This is a genomic window from Ferrovibrio sp. (genome assembly GCF_041906005.1).
GTDB lineage: Bacteria > Pseudomonadota > Alphaproteobacteria > Ferrovibrionales > Ferrovibrionaceae > Ferrovibrio.
Genome location: NZ_JAYRJY010000001.1, coordinates 1,861,437 through 1,877,022 on the forward strand (window position 1 = coordinate 1,861,437; position 15,586 = coordinate 1,877,022).

At 64.3% G+C, this 15,586-nt stretch carries 16 protein-coding genes and 1 tRNA gene; 8 read left to right on the forward strand and 9 right to left on the reverse strand.

Annotation, left to right across the window (positions count from 1 at the left end):
* Positions 1-2: 2 nt before the first annotated feature.
* The 4 genes from ACE3OO_RS09010 to ACE3OO_RS09025 all read right to left on the reverse strand — a co-directional run bounded on the left by ACE3OO_RS09010 (position 3) and on the right by ACE3OO_RS09025 (position 5,679).
* Entirely contained in the window at positions 3-2,441 is a 2,439-nt protein-coding gene (locus ACE3OO_RS09010; RefSeq protein ID WP_374301936.1) for a methyl-accepting chemotaxis protein, read from the reverse strand.
* Between the two features lie 208 nt (positions 2,442-2,649).
* Positions 2,650-4,887: a methyl-accepting chemotaxis protein gene (locus tag ACE3OO_RS09015; RefSeq protein WP_374301938.1), complete on the reverse strand. Its 2,238-nt coding sequence runs from the start codon at positions 4,885-4,887 to the stop codon at positions 2,650-2,652.
* 184 nt (positions 4,888-5,071) lie between these two features.
* On the reverse strand, positions 5,072-5,293 hold the full coding sequence (locus ACE3OO_RS09020) for a hypothetical protein (protein WP_374301940.1): 222 nt from the start codon (positions 5,291-5,293) through the stop codon (positions 5,072-5,074).
* Between the two features lie 311 nt (positions 5,294-5,604).
* A tRNA-Val gene (locus ACE3OO_RS09025) sits at positions 5,605-5,679 on the reverse strand.
* Positions 5,680-5,875: 196 nt separating this feature from the next.
* Between ACE3OO_RS09025 and ACE3OO_RS09030 the strand changes: the two genes are divergently transcribed.
* From ACE3OO_RS09030 to ACE3OO_RS09040, 3 genes are read left to right on the forward strand one after another with little or no spacing between them, the layout of a single operon-like run.
* On the forward strand, positions 5,876-6,793 hold the full coding sequence (locus tag ACE3OO_RS09030; protein ID WP_374301941.1) for an N-formylglutamate amidohydrolase: 918 nt from the start codon (positions 5,876-5,878) through the stop codon (positions 6,791-6,793).
* Positions 6,794-6,797: 4 nt separating this feature from the next.
* Positions 6,798-7,160 (forward strand): cytochrome c, encoded by a 363-nt coding sequence (locus ACE3OO_RS09035; RefSeq protein ID WP_374301943.1) that lies wholly within the window; start codon positions 6,798-6,800, stop codon positions 7,158-7,160.
* Entirely contained in the window at positions 7,160-7,690 is a 531-nt protein-coding gene (locus ACE3OO_RS09040) for a methyltransferase domain-containing protein (protein ID WP_374301944.1), read from the forward strand. Before ACE3OO_RS09035 ends, ACE3OO_RS09040 begins: the two co-directional genes overlap by 1 nt.
* On the opposite strand, the gene ACE3OO_RS09045 is transcribed toward ACE3OO_RS09040, so the two are convergent.
* Positions 7,687-8,166: an Lrp/AsnC family transcriptional regulator gene (locus ACE3OO_RS09045; protein ID WP_374301946.1), complete on the reverse strand. Its 480-nt coding sequence runs from the start codon at positions 8,164-8,166 to the stop codon at positions 7,687-7,689. The two genes, ACE3OO_RS09040 and ACE3OO_RS09045, sit on opposite strands and share 4 nt — an antisense overlap.
* A gap of 136 nt (positions 8,167-8,302) precedes the next feature.
* Between ACE3OO_RS09045 and phhA the strand changes: the two genes are divergently transcribed.
* Positions 8,303-9,175: a phenylalanine 4-monooxygenase gene (gene phhA / locus ACE3OO_RS09050; protein ID WP_374301948.1), complete on the forward strand. Its 873-nt coding sequence runs from the start codon at positions 8,303-8,305 to the stop codon at positions 9,173-9,175.
* A 67-nt stretch (positions 9,176-9,242) separates the two neighbouring features.
* On the opposite strand, the gene ACE3OO_RS09055 is transcribed toward phhA, so the two are convergent.
* Positions 9,243-9,617 carry a DUF6481 family protein gene (locus ACE3OO_RS09055; RefSeq protein WP_374301951.1) on the reverse strand — a complete coding sequence of 125 codons (375 nt, stop codon included), beginning with the start codon at positions 9,615-9,617 and terminating at the stop codon, positions 9,243-9,245.
* A 573-nt stretch (positions 9,618-10,190) separates the two neighbouring features.
* Positions 10,191-10,811: a glutathione S-transferase family protein gene (locus ACE3OO_RS09060; RefSeq protein WP_374301953.1), complete on the reverse strand. Its 621-nt coding sequence runs from the start codon at positions 10,809-10,811 to the stop codon at positions 10,191-10,193.
* A gap of 73 nt (positions 10,812-10,884) precedes the next feature.
* Here ACE3OO_RS09060 and ACE3OO_RS09065 point away from each other — a divergent pair, with 73 nt between their 5' ends.
* From ACE3OO_RS09065 to queG, 3 genes are read left to right on the forward strand one after another with little or no spacing between them, the layout of a single operon-like run.
* Positions 10,885-11,553, forward strand: a complete 669-nt coding sequence (locus ACE3OO_RS09065) for a glutathione S-transferase family protein (protein ID WP_374301955.1) — start codon at positions 10,885-10,887, stop codon at positions 11,551-11,553.
* Between the two features lie 37 nt (positions 11,554-11,590).
* Positions 11,591-11,944: a RidA family protein gene (locus tag ACE3OO_RS09070; RefSeq protein WP_300303704.1), complete on the forward strand. Its 354-nt coding sequence runs from the start codon at positions 11,591-11,593 to the stop codon at positions 11,942-11,944.
* Positions 11,945-11,950: 6 nt separating this feature from the next.
* Positions 11,951-13,063: a tRNA epoxyqueuosine(34) reductase QueG gene (gene queG / locus ACE3OO_RS09075; protein ID WP_374301957.1), complete on the forward strand. Its 1,113-nt coding sequence runs from the start codon at positions 11,951-11,953 to the stop codon at positions 13,061-13,063.
* Here queG and ACE3OO_RS09080 read toward each other — a convergent pair.
* Positions 13,050-13,877, reverse strand: a complete 828-nt coding sequence (locus ACE3OO_RS09080) for a tetratricopeptide repeat protein (RefSeq protein WP_374301959.1) — start codon at positions 13,875-13,877, stop codon at positions 13,050-13,052. The genes queG and ACE3OO_RS09080 overlap by 14 nt on opposite strands.
* A 64-nt stretch (positions 13,878-13,941) precedes the next feature.
* Between ACE3OO_RS09080 and ACE3OO_RS09085 the strand changes: the two genes are divergently transcribed.
* Complete coding sequence (locus ACE3OO_RS09085; RefSeq protein WP_374301961.1) at positions 13,942-14,811, forward strand: SDR family oxidoreductase; 870 nt, start codon at positions 13,942-13,944, stop codon at positions 14,809-14,811.
* On the opposite strand, the gene ACE3OO_RS09090 is transcribed toward ACE3OO_RS09085, so the two are convergent.
* Entirely contained in the window at positions 14,801-15,562 is a 762-nt protein-coding gene (locus ACE3OO_RS09090) for an alpha/beta hydrolase (protein WP_374301963.1), read from the reverse strand. The two genes, ACE3OO_RS09085 and ACE3OO_RS09090, sit on opposite strands and share 11 nt — an antisense overlap.
* Between the last annotated feature and the right edge of the window lie 24 nt (positions 15,563-15,586).

Sequence of the window (15,586 nt, forward strand, 5' to 3'; positions counted from 1 at the left end):
TTCTAGTCAGCCGCATCCTTTGCGGCATCGTCGCCGTTGTCCATTGTGTCGTCGCCGGCCTCCAGCGTATCGATCTCGGCCTGGGCCAGGCGATCGTTTGCTGCTGCCGTGCCCTCGAAGCGGAAATGTCCGACCAGTTCGGCCAACTGCCGCGCCTGATCGGCCATGGCCTGCGCCGAGGCATTGGTCTGCTCGACCAGGGCGCCATTGCGCTGGGTCATCTCGTCCATGTTGACCACGGCGCCGTTCACCTCTTCCAGGCCACGCGCCTGTTCCGCCGAGGCCGCGGCGATTTCGGCGACGATATCCGACACCTTCTTGATCGCGGTGACGATCTCGGTCAGCGAGCTGCCGGCCTGGTTGACCAGGGTGGCGCCGGTCTTCACCTGGGCATTCGATTCCTGGATCAGCGCCTTGATGTCTTTCGACGCGTTGGCCGAACGCTGGGCCAGGGCGCGCACTTCCTGCGCCACCACGGCGAAACCCTTGCCGGCTTCGCCGGCACGCGCCGCCTCCACGCTGGCATTCAGCGCCAGCAGGTTGGTCTGGAAGGCGATCTCGTCGATCAGCGACACGATGTCGACGATCTTCTGCGCGCTGGTTTCGATCTGCGTCACTGCCGCCACTGCACGGCCGACCACGCCGCCGCCCTTCTCGGCGGTGTCGCGCGCCGCCGTGGCGAGCTGGTTGGCGGCCTGGGCGTTGTCGGCATTCTGCTTCACCGTCGCCGTAACCTCGTGCATCGAGGCCGCCGTCTGCTCCAGGGCCGCGGCCTGGCTTTCGGTACGCTGCGCCAGGTCCTGGCTGCCGGTTGAGATCTCGGCCGAGGCATCACGCACGAGCGCCGCCGCCGACGCCAACTGCTTCATCGTGCCGGCGAGACGGTCGCTCACCTGGTTGGCATCGTTGGCAAGCCGCGCGAACAGGCCTTGATAGTTGCCGCGGATACGATGGGTCAGATCGCCATCGGCCAGCTTGTGCATCATGTTGCCCAGGTCGCCCAGAGCGCGATCCATCGTGGTCAGCAGTTGATTGACGCCTTCGCCCAGTTCCCGCATCACGCCATTGATGCGCGTGGTGTCGATGCGCTGGCTGAGGTCGCCGGCATTGGCGGCGCCGACGATCTCGCCCACGGCGCTCTTCAGCAGGGCTTCCTGCGCCTTGCGCTCCTGTTCAAAGCGTTCGCGGTCGGATTCGATCTGGCTTTGCAGCTTGTCCGCTTCCTGGCCCTGTTCCTTGAACACCTGCACGGCACGCGCCATATCGCCGATCTCATCGGTGCGATTCAGGCCCGTCACTTCGGTTTGCCAGTCACGTTTGGCCAGCCGGTCCATGGTGCCGGTGGTGGCAACGATCGGATCGATTACCCGCCGGCCGATATACAGCCAACCGATCACCACCGCAGAGATCAAGCAGATCACCGCAATGATGGCCATGCTGGTTTGTGCGATGTTGATTGCCGTCATCGAGGCTTTGGTCGAGGTATCGGTCTCGGTGCGCGCCGCCGTGACGAGTTGGTCGACGGCATCCGCCAGCGCGCTGGCAGCCGAGCGGGCTTCGCTCAGCGATGACACCGCCTGACGTGCGGCGGCCAGTTCCTGCATGCGAACCTGGAACAGGCCTGTCTCGCCTTCGCTAGCCCTTGCCATCGCTTCCACCGCTTCGGCGATTTCCTTGTTCGGAAACACCGACTGCACAGTATCCAGCGAGCGCAGCATCTCGGCCTTGGTATTGATGTTGTCGACCTGGATCAGTTCGACCTGCTCGGGCGAGTCGGCCTGGGCCGCCACGGCCAACATGCCGACGGTCAGGTTCACCTTGGCCACCAGATCCTGGATGGCGCGGGCGCCTGCCACCTGCTTGTCGAGAATGCTCTGGATCATTTCCGACGCACCTTGGCCGGTGGCGCGCGACACCAGCTCGAATTCCATCGTCATGTCCATCACGGCCTGATCCACCGCCGGCTGGGCCAGGAACAGGAAATTGGCGTGATTGTCGGTCAGCGTCTTGGTCAATTCCTGGCGTTTGCCGGCCAGCGCCAGACGCTCTTTCACTGCGTCGTCGATGCGCTGCATGGCGTCGGCCAGGCGCACCACGGTGCTTTCCACTTCTTCACGGATTTCCGCCGGGGCATCGCTGCTTTTCACCTGGGCCACTGTGCGGTCGATCTGCACGAGCTTGGCCTGCAATTCACCCAGCGCCGACTTGCGTTCGCCTTCGCCGGCAGCATAGGCCAGGGTCGGGGCGGCTGCGGCCAGATCGGCGCTTTGTGCCGCCAGGGTGAGGGCAGCGCTTACGGCCGGTATGCTGCGCTCCGTCACGCCGCTGAGCGCACCGCGCACCTGGCCGAAGAAGCCGAATGAGATCAGGCTTGAGACCACGGCCATCGCAGCGATCACGCCGACGGCGAGGAAAAGTTTCTGACGGATTCCGAGCCGCATTCTTGCGTCCCCCCACAATGACTCTGTGGATAGAATTTGCGCTTCGGCGCAACGCCATGCAACCCTTAAACGTCATTTCACAACTTATGGTTAAAGCCCCTGCAATGCGCCTGCGGGCACAGCAGCGCGCGGGCTCCCGCTGACGTTGATGGTGACGCAGCGGCAGGGCAATGTGAAGGACAGGCCCATATGCGGGCCTGAGCCCGTGTCAGAGCTTGAAGAAACCGACCAGATTGGCCAGTTGGCGACCCTGATCGGCCAAAGCCTGGGCCGAGGCCGAGGTTTCCTCGACCAGCGCACCGTTGCGCTGGGTCATCTCGTCCATCTGGCCGACGGCGGTGTTGATCTGCTCCAGGCCGGTGGCCTGCTCGCGGCTGGCGGCGGCAATCTCGGCCACGATGTCGCTCACCTTCTTGATCGACGACACGATCTCGGTCAGCGACTGGCCGGTGCGGCCCACCAGATCGGCGCCGGTCTTCACCTGGGTATTCGATTCCTGGATCAGCGCCTTGATGTCCTTGCTGGCATTGGCCGAACGCTGCGCCAGGGCACGCACTTCCTGCGCAACGACCGCAAAGCCCTTGCCGGCCTCGCCGGCCCGCGCCGCCTCCACGCTGGCATTCAGGGCCAGCAGGTTGGTCTGGAAGGCGATCTCGTCGATCAGGCCGACAATATCGCTGATCTTCTGCGCGCTTTCCTCGATGCGGCTCACCGCGGAGACCGCATCGCTCACCACATGGCCACCATGTTCTGCCGTGTCGCGGGCGGCGATCGCCAACTGGCTGGCCGCCTGGGCGTTGTCGGCATTCTGCTTCACCGTCGTGGTGATCTCGTGCATCGAGGCCGCCGTCTCCTCGATGCTGGCTGCCTGGCTTTCCGTGCGCTGCGCCAGATCCTGGCTGCCGGTTGAAATCTCGGCCGAGGCATCGCGGACCTGCCGCGCACTCTCGGCCAGCCGACCGGCGAAATCGCGCATGCGCTCGGCCATGGCATCGGCACCGGTTTTCAGTTGACCAAAAATGCCCGGGTATTGCCGGTCCGAACGGCGTGTCAGATCACCGGCAGCCACGGCCCGGATATCTTCGGCGATTTCCTGGGTCATGGCCTGGCATTTATCCGACATGGCATTGATCGCTTCGCCCAAAGCCTTGATGAAACCGGTGCGGGACGAGGTGTCGATGCGTTCGGCGAAACCCTTGTCGCTGGCGCCCTCGATCATCGCGACCAGTTCATTACCGGTTCGTACATCCTCGGTGCGATCCGCCCATTCCACCACGGTGCCGACGCGATCACCGCGCCGGTTCACGGCGGGATTGGCGGTTAGATCGAAAATGCGCCCGCCCACGGTGATCCGCGCCCTGTAGGCCTCCTTGAGGTTGGCCAGCAGCTTTTGCTGATGGGCGGGGTTCTTGTGGAAAATGTCGATATTCTTGCCGATCAGATCCTCAGCGTCGAAATGCGGCAGGTCCTTGCGGATATCATCCTGCGCCCGTCCCAGTGTTTGCAGCACACCGCGGTTGCAATAGATGATGATGTTGTTTTCATCGGCGATCATCACATTGGTGGAAACGTTTTCCAGCCCGCTTTCGGCGCGGGCCGCGGTTACGGAGGTCTGCTTCAGCTTTTCCACCGCGCGCGCCAGACTGCCGATTTCATCGCCACGATCCTGATAACCGATCTGGGCGGAAAGATCGTGTTCGGCCAAGCGATGCGTCGCTTCGGTCAGGCGCGGCAACGGCCGCATGATGGCACGGGTCAACAACACGGCAATGCCAATGCCGATCGCGATGGCGATGGCGCTGACGGTCAGCACTTCCAGCGCGACAATATTGCTGAAGGCTTCGGCGCGGGACTTCAGCACACCGGCATAAAGGATGCCGATCACCTTCCCGGCCGGATCGTGCACGGGGTGATAAACGGTGTAATAGGGTTTGCCCAGGATCACCGCCTCGCCCAGATAGGTTCGGCCGGCCGCAACCGGCGCATAGGCGGCGCTGGCCTTGCCAAGCGGCGTGCCGACGGCGCGGGCGCCGTCGTCGCGTTTGATGTTGGTGGTTTTACGGAAAAAATCCTGGTCCGCTTCCTGCCAGCGGAACAGGGTGGCCGTCTCGCCGGTCGCGACGCCGACCTCGTCGATCATGGCGTGATCGGCAAAATCGGGAATCTCCGCCATCGTCACCCGGCCGACGCGGCCCTGGGCATCGATCTCGAATTTTGTGTCGGGAAAGTATTTGTGCACCAGGATTGCCAGCGTGCGCAGACTGTTGTTCTGGCGGTCGATGACCTGGCTGGCCACTTCCTTGTGCACTTCCCAGATCGCGCCGCCGCCCACCGCAACGGACGTCAGGGTGATCAGGATGGCGACGATGAGGGCGATTTTGGTGACAAGGGACAGAGGCGCGAAAGGAATGCGCGGCGCTGGGCGAGAAGGGTTGGCAGAGGACATGCGGGCATCTCCGGTACACTGCTTCAACCAGTCGTACGGAGACGCTACCAGAAATCGGCAAATGTCCGATGCGTTATTATACCCGGATCGGTCGATAGGCCGAGGCACTGATCATTGGGCGGACGAATAACGGCGTGTTCTTCCCGGCCTCTGCCGCAATGAGCGCATGGCAGTGACCGCGCGGTCAGCTATCGAGCCGGGCGTATTTCCCGCTGAGGGCCAGGGCCTGCACTGTGATCAGACGTTCTTCGCCGCCGGGCTCCAGTTTGCGGATGGCGGCATGTTCGGGCAGGTTCGGCAGTGCGACGATGCGCTCGACACGCCAGCGCGGCTGTGCATCCCGCGGCAGAAAGCGCGAGTGCTCCACGAAGACGGTGCCGATGGGAATGGCGGTTTCGACAGTCATATCGCCGCCCCGCTACAGGCCGCGCGGCTGCAGACAGACTCATGGAACAGAGGATGACTCATCCTGGACGCCATGCCTGATTGCCCCCCAGTTTGCGCCGGTCGGGATATGCGACAGCATATGGCCCGGGTCATGCTCGGCGCCGGCCGGTTACAACAGTACCGACCGTGTCATGATTATGCTTAATTATGTCTGAATAAAAAAGCCGGTTTTCCGGCTTTTTTGGCGAATATATGCGGATCGAATTCGCGCAAGGGCTGCTGGTGCGCAAATTGGATCGGGCAAAAAATATAGAGATTTGGTCTGGTGCGTGGTGGGCGGTACAAGGATCGAACTTGTGACCCCTACCATGTCAAGGTAGTGCTCTACCGCTGAGCTAACCGCCCGTACGCACAGCCTGAAGCGCCGAACCAGGCCGGGCCGCAGGGTCCGGGGGTCGACCGGACCGGCTGGCTTTTAAACATTGACGGGCCGGTTGGCAAGCCCCGCCCCCTGCCCCATAGTCAGGGGGTATTGGTTCGAAATCTTAAAAATTGCCCAGCCTTCAGTTGTCCTGTACCCGCGTTCCCCTTCAGGTCCTCCATGACAAGCAGCGCCAGTCTGAAATCCCGCCAGTTCCTGCCCGATCCGGAATTCCCGGTCGATCCGCCGATCCGCGTCACCCAGCCGGCCAGCGGCCGTTCGGCCCTGGTGCTGTCCTCGCCCCATTCGGGCGACATCTATCCGGCCAGTTTCCGGGGGGCCAGCCAGCTCGATCCGCTCACCCTGCGCCGCTCGGAAGATGCCTTTATCCACGAACTCTATGCCGCCGGTCCGGCTTTGGGCGCACCTCTGCTTGAAGCCCTGTTCCCGCGCGCCTATTGCGACCCCAACCGCGCCGCCTACGAACTCGATCCCGGCATGTTCGATGCGCCGTTGCCGCCCCATGTTGTGACCGACAGTTCCAAGATCGGCGCTGGCCTGGGCACCATCGCCCGCGTCGTGGCCGGCGGGCTGGAAATCTACAAGGGCAAACTGCCTTTCGCCGAAGCCGAGCGCCGCGTCGAGACCTGCTGGCGGCCCTATCACGATGCCATCGAAAGCCTGCTGGCCGAGGCGAAGGCGCAGCATGGCGTGGCCCTGCTGCTGGATTGCCATTCGATGCCCAGCGTGGGTGGCAGCAACCAGCCCGATGCCGGCCAGCGCCGTGCCGACATGGTGATCGGCGATTTCCACGGCGTGTCCTGCGCGCCGCACCTGGTGGATCGCGTCGAGGATTACCTGAAATCCTGCGGCTTCAGCACGACGCGCAACAAGCCCTATGCCGGCGGCTACATCACCCAGTATTACAGCCGTCGCGACCAGGGCATCCACTCCCTGCAGCTCGAGATCAACCGCGATCTCTACATGGACGAAACCCGCATCGAAAAGGCCGGCGGTTTTGCCCGCGTGCAGAGCGCCATGAGCGGCCTGGTCGAATTGCTGATCGCCTCGGCCACCCCCGATTTCCTGAAAGAGTGATGCCATGACAGCGCACCGCCTCGGTTATCTGCTGGCTTTCGCGCTGTTCGCCACCTGCAGCCAGACGATCCCGGTCGATACGGCGCGCGCTTCCGATACCGCCATGGCAGCGCAGGCCGCCGAAGTGGGCGAGCCCGGCCAGGGCCGCCTGCTGACCGAACGCTGGTGTTCGTCCTGCCACGGCACGACATCGCGCGGCAGTGATGCGGCACCTTCCCTGCCGCGCCTGATGCGGGGCCGGCCGAATGACGAGGCTCGCCTGCGCAGCTGGCTTGCCGCCCCGCATCCGCCCATGCGCGGCATCGAACTATCGCGTCAGCAGACCGAGGATATCGTCGCCTGGCTGCGGCAGCTGAGCCGTGAGTGATGCCTTCCCCGGTCGTTCCCCGCCGGATCCGGTTTGCGCTGGATCGGCTTTCGCCGGATTCCCGTCATCGTGTTCTGGAAATCGGCTGCGGCAACGGGGCGGCAGCGGCAATTCTGCACGATGCAAAGGCGTTCGCTTTCCTGCTTGCCATTGACCGCTCTGCCACGGCGGTAACTGCGGCCCGGACGCGGAATGCCGATGCCATCGCGCAAGGCAGGATGGATATACGGCGCGCGGCTCTTGCGGATCTTCCGTCGCCATCGCGACGTTTCGATCTGGCTTTCGCGATCAACGTCAATCTGTTCTGGCGCGGCGGCGCGCCAGAACTGGCGGTATTGCGGCGGCAGCTTGCATCGCGTGGCAGGTTGGTGCTGATCTGGGAACCGCCGGCAGCGGGACAGGCAGCAACCATCCGCAATGCCGCAGCCGTCCTGCTGTCGGAGAACGGTTTTGTCCTGCGGGACACCGTCTGCGATACCGCCGGCCGGCTGCCTCTGCTGGCGCTCGATTGTCGCTTGTCGACGTGCTAGCCCGACGCCTGCTCCAGCGGCAGTGCCGTTGTCTGCTTGATCCGGTGCAGCACGATGCTTGATCGCACGCTGCGCATGCCCGGCACGCGCAGCAGGCGCTGGCTCAGGAAATCGGCAAAGGCTTTCAGATCGGGCGCCACGATGCGCAACACGAAATCCGCCTCGCCGGTCACCGACCAGCATTCCAGGATTTCCGGGCAGGCCAGCACGGTCTGCTCAAATCCCTGTACGATGCCCTCGGCATGGCGCTCCAGCGATACGGCCGTGAACGCCAGCACGCTCAAGCCCACCGCCTCGGGCCGCAGCAGGGCGGCATAACGCTCCACCACGCCCTCCTGCTCCAGGCGGGCGAGCCGCCGGCTGATCTGGCTGGCGCTCAGGCCCACCGCGTCGGCCAGGGCGGCATTGGGCGCGCGGCCATCCTGCTGCAGGGCGGCCAGCAGGCGCAGGTCGAAGACATCCAGGTCAGGCCGCATGCATGATTTCTCCGATTTTGGATAAAATATGCCAGTTTCATGCATATAGCGATCAAAAACCGCGTCATGTTGCGGAGTTTTTGCGCAGCATTCGCCATATCCTTGCCGCAGTAAAATACGGCAGAGGGAGGCCGTCATGGTGGCGCAAGAGCATCTGGCCGATCTGGAGATTGCCGCCGATTACACCCATGCCCAGCCGCTGGAGCGCTACACGGCTGAGGATCATGCGGTATGGCGCAGCCTGTTTGCGCGCCAGGCTGGCCTGCTGCCCGGCCGGGCCTGCCCGGAATTCCTTGCTGGCCTGAAGGGGCTGGGCATGGCATCCGATGGCGTGCCGGATTTCGAACGCCTGTCCGATGTGCTCGACCGCGCCACCGGCTGGCGCATTGTCTGCGTGCCGGGTCTGGTGCCCGACGAGATCTTCTTTGGCCATCTGGCGCAACGGCGCTTCCCGGTCACCTGGTGGATCCGCCGGGCCGACCAGCTCGACTACATCCAGGAACCCGATGCCTTCCACGACATCTACGGCCATGTGCCGCTTTTGATGAACCCGGTTTTCGCCGATTACATGCAGGCCTATGGCGAGGGCGGGCTGAAGGCGGCAGGGCTGAACGCGCTGCATCGCCTGGCGCGGCTCTACTGGTACACCGTGGAATTCGGCCTGATCGAAACGCGCGAGGGCCCGCGCATCTATGGCGCGGGGATTCTATCGTCAAAAGGCGAAAGCGTGTTCTGCCTCGATTCAGCGGCGCCCAACCGCGTGCGCTTCGATCTGCTGCGGCTGATGCGCACGCGCTACCGCATCGACACGTTCCAGAAAACCTATTTCGTGATCCGCAGCTTCGAGGACCTGTTCGCGGCCACACGGCCCGATTTCACGCCGCTTTACGCGGCGCTGGAAAACCAGCCCGATCTGGGCGCTGGCGATCTCGATGCCAAAGACATGGTGCTCACGCGGGGCACGCTCGATGTCGCCGAGGGCGGCTGGGGCGGGTCTGCGGATGTGTGAGCGATAAGACGTGGATGGCCGGCATGAAGCCGGCCATGACGATCCTCAGGTCTTACTTCCGCCGGTCTTACTTCCGGCGTGCCTTGCGGGCGGCATAGCGCGCGTCGCGCGCCGCCTTCAGTTCGGCTTCGGATTTCACTTTGACATTGGCCTTGGCGGCGCGGGCGGCCTCCAGGGCTTCTGCTTCAGCCTGGGCCGCGGCTTCGGCGGCGGCCTTCGCGGCCGCGCGTTCAGCTGTTTTGCGCTCCGCTTCGGCTAGCCTGGCTGCCTTGCGCTCGGCCTCGGCGGCCTCGCGGCGGCGGCTGGCTTCCAGCCGGGCCGCCTGGCGGGCGGCGAATTCGGGGTCGTTGGCGGGGTTCAGGGCCCGCGCCTTGTCCAGCAGGGCCTTACGCGCCGCTGCCGCCGTGCCGAGCCGTTCGGCAAAGCCGTCCTTATCCTTCATGCATCACCTGGTTGTCGGTCGAAAAGGCCAGCCGTCCGGGGATGGAATGCATCCGGGGCCCGCCGGCGGGCCATAGGCGCAGATGGCGGGGTGTTTGTCCAGCCGGCGGCCGCGATGCGGCTTGACCGGGCAAGCATTATGTACTATATATGTTCTCAAATTTCATGTGCCGCTGTCCGGTTAACCGAAACGGAAGCGAGTAGCGAATTTTGCCTGAAAAAAGCGGTCCGGATACCAAAATCGGCCCCGAAAGCATGGAACTCGACCGAAATCGGCGTAACCGGACTGAAAATCTGCCGTTCCAGCCCCGGAAAATGCCCTGAGGCACCGATTCCGGTCATTTTTGTCCGGCTTTGCTGCCTTGGAGGCTAAAAACAGTGCCGACAAGCGCCGGTAGGCATCGATAAACGGCAATTAGTAATCATACGTCAAATGAACGCGAACGAGCAGTAACGAACTCAAACGAGCAGCAACGAACACAAACGAAGCGAAACGAACCCAAACGAACCGCAACGAACTCAAACGAAGCAGAATGAACCGGAATGAACCCGAAGCGGGCTTTTCCGGTCCATTTCATTCCATAGGCACCATTACATGCCGGGCATAACCCGGGCGGGCGCTTAGCCGGGCATGCCAGGCGGCCAGGTGCGGCAGGTTGGGGCGGGTGATGGGGAAACCCAGCCAGCGCTGCACATGGCAGCCCAGCGGAATGTCGCCCATGGTCAGCCGGTCGCCGCCCAGGAAAGGCCGGCCGGCCAGATGGGTGTCGACCCGGGTCCAGAGTTCGGCCAGCCGGCTTTCGGCGGCGGTCATGGCATTCAGGTCGGCATTCACCGGGTCGCGCACAAAGCCCCAGAACAGCACCCGCATGGGTTCGCCCAGGGTGGTCGGCACCCAGTCCATCCAGCGATCGGCCTCTGAGCGCGCCACCGGGTTCTCGGGCCAGAGTGAGCCGGCCCCGTAGCGGGAGGCCAGATAACGCACGATGGCGTTGCTTTCCCAATGCAGGCTGCCATCGCTGTCCTGAACCGTCGGGATCAGGCCGTTGGGGTTCATGGCGCGATAGGCCGGCGAATCGAGGCCGCCAAACGGCCCGCCGGCGGGAATATGCTCATGGGCCAGCCCCAGTTCCTCGAGCGCCCACAGCACCTTCTGCACGTTCACCGAGCTGCCGCGTCCCCAGATTTTCAGCATGCCCTTGGCACCCCTTGCATTTTTCCGACCTGAATCTTTTTCAGCACTCCGAATACGACTAAACTCCGCCCCCATGCGCAAGCTGTACCATCTGTGGCTGTCGCCCCAGTCCCGCAAAGTCCGCGTCCTGCTCCGCGAGAAGGGGCTCGAATTCGACCTCGAGGTCGAGAAAGTGTGGGAGCGCCGGCCGGAATTCCTGGCCATGGACCCCACCGGCGAGGGCCCCGTGCTGGTCGAGCATGACGGCCGCGTGCTGGCCGAAAGCCAGGCGATCTGCGAATACCTCGACGAGGTCTACCCCAACAAGATGCTGATCGGCTTCGATCCGCCGTCGCGCGCCGAGACGCGCCGGCTGGTGTCGTGGTGGGACCACAAATTCGGTCGCGAGGTTTCCGAGCCGCTGGTGTTCGAGAAGGTGATGAAGCGCTTCCTCGGCATGGGCCATCCCGAATCCGCCGTGATCCGCATCGCGCACAGCAACCTGAAGATCCACCTCGACTACATCGGCTGGCTCACCGAGCGGCGCAACTGGCTGGCCGGCGAGGATTTCAGCCTGGCCGACATCGCCGCCGCCGCGCATCTGAGCTGCGTCGACTATCTGGGCGACATTCCGTGGGACGATTATGCCGGTGCCAAGGACTGGTATGCCCGCGTGAAGTCGCGGCCCAGCTTCCGTCCGCTGCTGGCCGACCACATCCCCGGCCTGCCGCCGCCCCGGCATTACGCCGATCTGGATTTCTAAAAACCCGAACCGCAGAAACCAACAAGGAGCGTTCCCCATGTCCATCCGCCGCATCGATGTCGGCCCCCGCATGAGCCAGGCCGTGGTGCATGGCAAGACGGTCTACCTCGCCGGCCAGGTCGCCGCCGATCCCAAGGCCGATGTCACCGGCCAGACCGAGCAGATCCTTGCGCAGATCGACAAGCTGCTGGCCCAGGCCGGCACCGACAAGACGCGCATCCTCTCGGCCAATGTCTGGGTGGCCGACATCAAGACCTTCGCCGACATGAACAAGGCCTGGGATGCCTGGGTGCCGAAGGGCAACACGCCGGCCCGCGCCACCACCGAGGCCAAGCTGGCCGCGCCGGAATACCGCGTCGAGATCGCCTGTATCGCCGCCCTGCCGGACTGAGCCGCGATGTCGGTGAGGGAGCGCATCCGGGCGCGCGCCCTCGCGGAAGGATTCGATGCGGTCGGTTTCACCACCACCGACCGCATCGGCCCGGACCTGGCCGAAAAACTCGATGCCTTCATGGCGCTCAAACGTCATGGCGAGATGGCCTGGCTGGAAGAGAAGGCCGAGCGCCGCCGCCATCCGAACGCGTTGTGGTCCGAGGCGAAAAGCATCATCGCCCTGGGGCTGAATTACGGTCCCGACGACAATCCCCTCGACGTGCTGGCGCAGCGCGAGCGCGCCGCCATTTCGGTCTACGCCCAGGGTCGCGACTATCACCTGGTGGTCAAGAAAAAGCTGAAAAGCCTGGCCGGCTGGATGCATCGCGAATGGGGCGACGACGTGAAGGTCTTCGTCGATACCGCGCCGCTGATGGAAAAGCCCCTGAGTGCTGCCGCCGGCATCGGCTGGCAGGGCAAACATACCAATCTGGTGTCGCGCGACTTCGGCTCCTGGCTGTTTCTGGGCATCATTCTGACCACGCTGGAGATCGAACCGGAGCAGGCGGAAACCGACCATTGCGGGTCCTGTTCGAACTGCCTCGATGTGTGTCCCACCAAGGCCTTTCCGGCGCCCTACCAGCTTGATGCGCGACGCTGCATCTCCTACCTCACCATCGAATATGGCGGCATCATCCCGCATGAATTCCGCAAGCCCATGGGCAACCGCATCTATGGCTGCGACGATTGCCTGGCGGTCTGCCCATGGAACAAGTTCGCATCCGCCGCGCGCGAGGCAACATTGCAGGCAAGGCCGGAGCTGACCGCGCCCTTGCTGCTGGAGCTGGCTGCGCTGGACGACACGGCATTCCGTGAGCGTTTCAGCACCAACCCGGTGAAGCGGATCGGCCGTGACCGCTTCGTGCGCAATGTCTGCATCGCGCTGGGCAACAGCAATGATGCCGCCGCAATTCCGATGCTGGAGAAACTCAGCACCGATCCGGCGGCACCGGTGCGCGCCCATGCCGTCTGGGCGCTAAGGCAATTGATGCCGGTGGACGAGTTCGCGCACTTCGCCGCTTCGCGGGAAAAGGCCGAATCCGATCCCGCGGTGCGCGCCGAGTTCAGTCCGACTTAACGTCCATTTTCTCGATATACAGTCCGGCCGAGATGGCGGCGGCGCTGTCAGGTGCGATCAGTCGCACCTGGATCAGGTCGGCCCGTGCGGCTTTCTTGTCGCCCGCCTCAAAGCGCAGGATGCCGCGTTCCAGCAAAGCCTCGGGCAGGCGCGGATTGAGTGCCAGCGCGGTTTCGGTATCTTCCAGCGCGCCCTTGGGGTCGCCGGTCTGCCGTCGTGCCGAAGCACGCAGGGCCAGGGCATCCTCGCGCGTCGGATCGAGACCCAGCACGCGGTCGAGATCCACGCGCGCGGCCTGATAGTCGCCCAGGGCCGCCAGGCTGAGCGCGCGGTCGATCAGCAGATCGGGCGTGTCGGGCACCGCCTTCAGCGCGATATCCAGAAGCTGTTTCGCGCGCTGCGGCTGTTCGGCCAACAGCCAGGCATTGGCCGCCTGGTCGAGCAGCGCGACGGTCAGGTGGGGCGCCTGTTTCTCGGCCAGCGGCAGCAACTGCTCGATCCGGTCGGCGGCATCGGCGTAATGCTTCATTTCCACCAGCGCCAGGGCCGCGCAATGGGCCGCCGGCAGGCCGCCGCCGGTGGCCTGCCAGAGCTGGGCTTGGGCGAAGCCTTCCTCGGGATTCTTGCGCATCAACGCCAGGCAATCCTCGTAGGCGGCATCTTCCAGCACGCGCGACTGCGGTTGGGCTGGTGCCGGCGTCTGAGCCGGAGCAGCTGCCTTCTGCGGCGTCTGTGCCGCAGGCAGAGCGGCGGCAAAAAACAGCGCGGCACTGGCGCCGCACAGCGCAGGCACTATCTTGGCGAAGGATGTCATGGTGCCGGAGAGTGGCCGGCCGTCATGGCAAAAGCAAGGCATGCGGCGAAAAGGCAGAGCGTGAATGAGCGTATTGTTCTGTTTCGGTCTGGGATTCAGCGCGAAGGTGCTGGCGGCAAGGCTGAAGGCGCAGGGCTGGGGTATTGTCGGCACCAGCCGCAGCCTGGAGAAGGCCGCGGCTCTGGCGGCGCTGGGTTATGACAGCCACGTCTTCGATGGCAGGGCGCCGTTGAGCGATCCCTCGGTGCTGGGGCCCGCCACACATATGCTGATCTCGGTGCCGGCCGAAGAACAGGCCGATGCGGTGCTGCGCTGGCATGCAGCCGATATCGCCAAACTGAAAAACCTCAAATGGCTTGGTTATCTCTCCACCACGGGCGTCTATGGCGATCGTGATGGTGATTGGGTGGACGAACAAAGCGACCTGCGCCCGACCCAGGCGCGCAGCATGCGGCGCGCCGAAGCCGAGGCCGGCTGGCTGAAGCTGCAGGCCGAGCAGGGCGTGCCGGTGCATGTGTTTCGCCTGGCCGGCATCTACGGGCCGGGCCGCAACCAGCTGGAAGGCGTGAAACGCGGCACGGCGCACCGCATCGTCAAGCCGGGGCAGGTCTTCTGCCGCATCCATGTGGAGGATATCGCGCAGGTGCTGCAGGCCTCGATGGCAAAGCCCAATCCCGGTGCAGTATATAATGTCGCCGACGACGAGCCGGCGCCGCCGCAGGATGTAGTGCAGTATGCCGCCGAGTTGCTGAACCTGCCGGTGCCGCCGGCCATTCCGTTTGATGCGGCGCAGCTGTCGCCGATGCAGGCCAGCTTCTATGCCGACAGCCGCCGCGTGCGGAATGACAGGATCAAGGACGAACTGGGCGTGACGCTGAAATACCCGAGCTACCGCGAAGGTCTGAAGGCGCTGCTGCCGACCCTCAAGGCGTAAGGCTCCACACCGTTTCGATCAGCAGGTCGATATCCTGCGGGCGCGAGAGGCGATGGTCGCCGTCCTTGAGCAGCGTGAGGCGGGTGTCGTTGCCGCGGAAGGCCTCGATGGTTTTCACGGCATGCTGGTAGGGTACATCGGGGTCCTGCATGCCCTGTAGGATGCGCACCGGCTTATCGAAGGCGATACCGGCATTCAGGATGCAGTGGTCACGGCCCTCGGTGATCAGTTTGAGCGTATATTCATAGGGCTGGTCGGAATACTGCGAAGGCTCGCGCAGGATGCCGTCGCGCAGCAGGATGGCGCGCTGCGCTTCGGCCATCTGCGCCCACATCAGGTCCTCGGTGAAATCGAGCGCCGGCGCGATCAGCACCAGGCCGGCGACTTTCTCTGGCAGCGCCAGCGCCGCCAGGGCGGCGAGCCAGCCGCCCATGCTGGAGCCGACCACGATCTGCGGGCCATCGCCGCAGACCTCGCGCAACACGGCCAGCGTGTCGTCCTTCCAGCGCCCGATGCTGCCGTCGAGGAAGTTGCCGTCCGACTGGCCATGGCCGAAATAATCGAAGCGCACGAAGCCGGTGCCGCGCTGCCGGGCCGCCGCTTCCAGCGCCAGCGCCTTGCTGCCCGTCATGTCGGATCTGAAGCCGCCGCAGAACAGCACACCGGGCTGGCGGCCGGCGGTCCGGGCTGGTGAGGCGCAATAGGCGATGCGGGTGCCGTCGGGCCGGATGAGGAATTGCGTTTCGGTCATGCCGCCTATTTAGCGGCCTGGGCG

What these genes read in the sequence shown, in the direction of transcription:
- ACE3OO_RS09065 (WP_374301955.1), top strand. Translation starts at nt 10,885, where the DNA reads ATGCGCAAGCTGTACCATCTGTGGCTGTCGCCCCAGTCCCGCAAAGTC.
- ACE3OO_RS09010 (WP_374301936.1), bottom strand. Translation starts at nt 2,441, where the DNA reads ATGCGGCTCGGAATCCGTCAGAAACTTTTCCTCGCCGTCGGCGTGATC.
- ACE3OO_RS09045 (WP_374301946.1), bottom strand. Translation starts at nt 8,166, where the DNA reads ATGCGGCCTGACCTGGATGTCTTCGACCTGCGCCTGCTGGCCGCCCTG.
- ACE3OO_RS09070 (WP_300303704.1), top strand. Translation starts at nt 11,591, where the DNA reads ATGTCCATCCGCCGCATCGATGTCGGCCCCCGCATGAGCCAGGCCGTG.
- ACE3OO_RS09085 (WP_374301961.1), top strand. Translation starts at nt 13,942, where the DNA reads ATGAGCGTATTGTTCTGTTTCGGTCTGGGATTCAGCGCGAAGGTGCTG.
- ACE3OO_RS09030 (WP_374301941.1), top strand. Translation starts at nt 5,876, where the DNA reads ATGACAAGCAGCGCCAGTCTGAAATCCCGCCAGTTCCTGCCCGATCCG.
- phhA (WP_374301948.1), top strand. Translation starts at nt 8,303, where the DNA reads ATGGTGGCGCAAGAGCATCTGGCCGATCTGGAGATTGCCGCCGATTAC.
- queG (WP_374301957.1), top strand. Translation starts at nt 11,951, where the DNA reads ATGTCGGTGAGGGAGCGCATCCGGGCGCGCGCCCTCGCGGAAGGATTC.
- ACE3OO_RS09060 (WP_374301953.1), bottom strand. Translation starts at nt 10,811, where the DNA reads ATGCTGAAAATCTGGGGACGCGGCAGCTCGGTGAACGTGCAGAAGGTG.
- ACE3OO_RS09015 (WP_374301938.1), bottom strand. Translation starts at nt 4,887, where the DNA reads ATGTCCTCTGCCAACCCTTCTCGCCCAGCGCCGCGCATTCCTTTCGCG.
- ACE3OO_RS09040 (WP_374301944.1), top strand. Translation starts at nt 7,160, where the DNA reads ATGCCTTCCCCGGTCGTTCCCCGCCGGATCCGGTTTGCGCTGGATCGG.
- ACE3OO_RS09020 (WP_374301940.1), bottom strand. Translation starts at nt 5,293, where the DNA reads ATGACTGTCGAAACCGCCATTCCCATCGGCACCGTCTTCGTGGAGCAC.
- ACE3OO_RS09080 (WP_374301959.1), bottom strand. Translation starts at nt 13,877, where the DNA reads ATGACATCCTTCGCCAAGATAGTGCCTGCGCTGTGCGGCGCCAGTGCC.
- ACE3OO_RS09055 (WP_374301951.1), bottom strand. Translation starts at nt 9,617, where the DNA reads ATGAAGGATAAGGACGGCTTTGCCGAACGGCTCGGCACGGCGGCAGCG.
- ACE3OO_RS09090 (WP_374301963.1), bottom strand. Translation starts at nt 15,562, where the DNA reads ATGACCGAAACGCAATTCCTCATCCGGCCCGACGGCACCCGCATCGCC.
- ACE3OO_RS09035 (WP_374301943.1), top strand. Translation starts at nt 6,798, where the DNA reads ATGACAGCGCACCGCCTCGGTTATCTGCTGGCTTTCGCGCTGTTCGCC.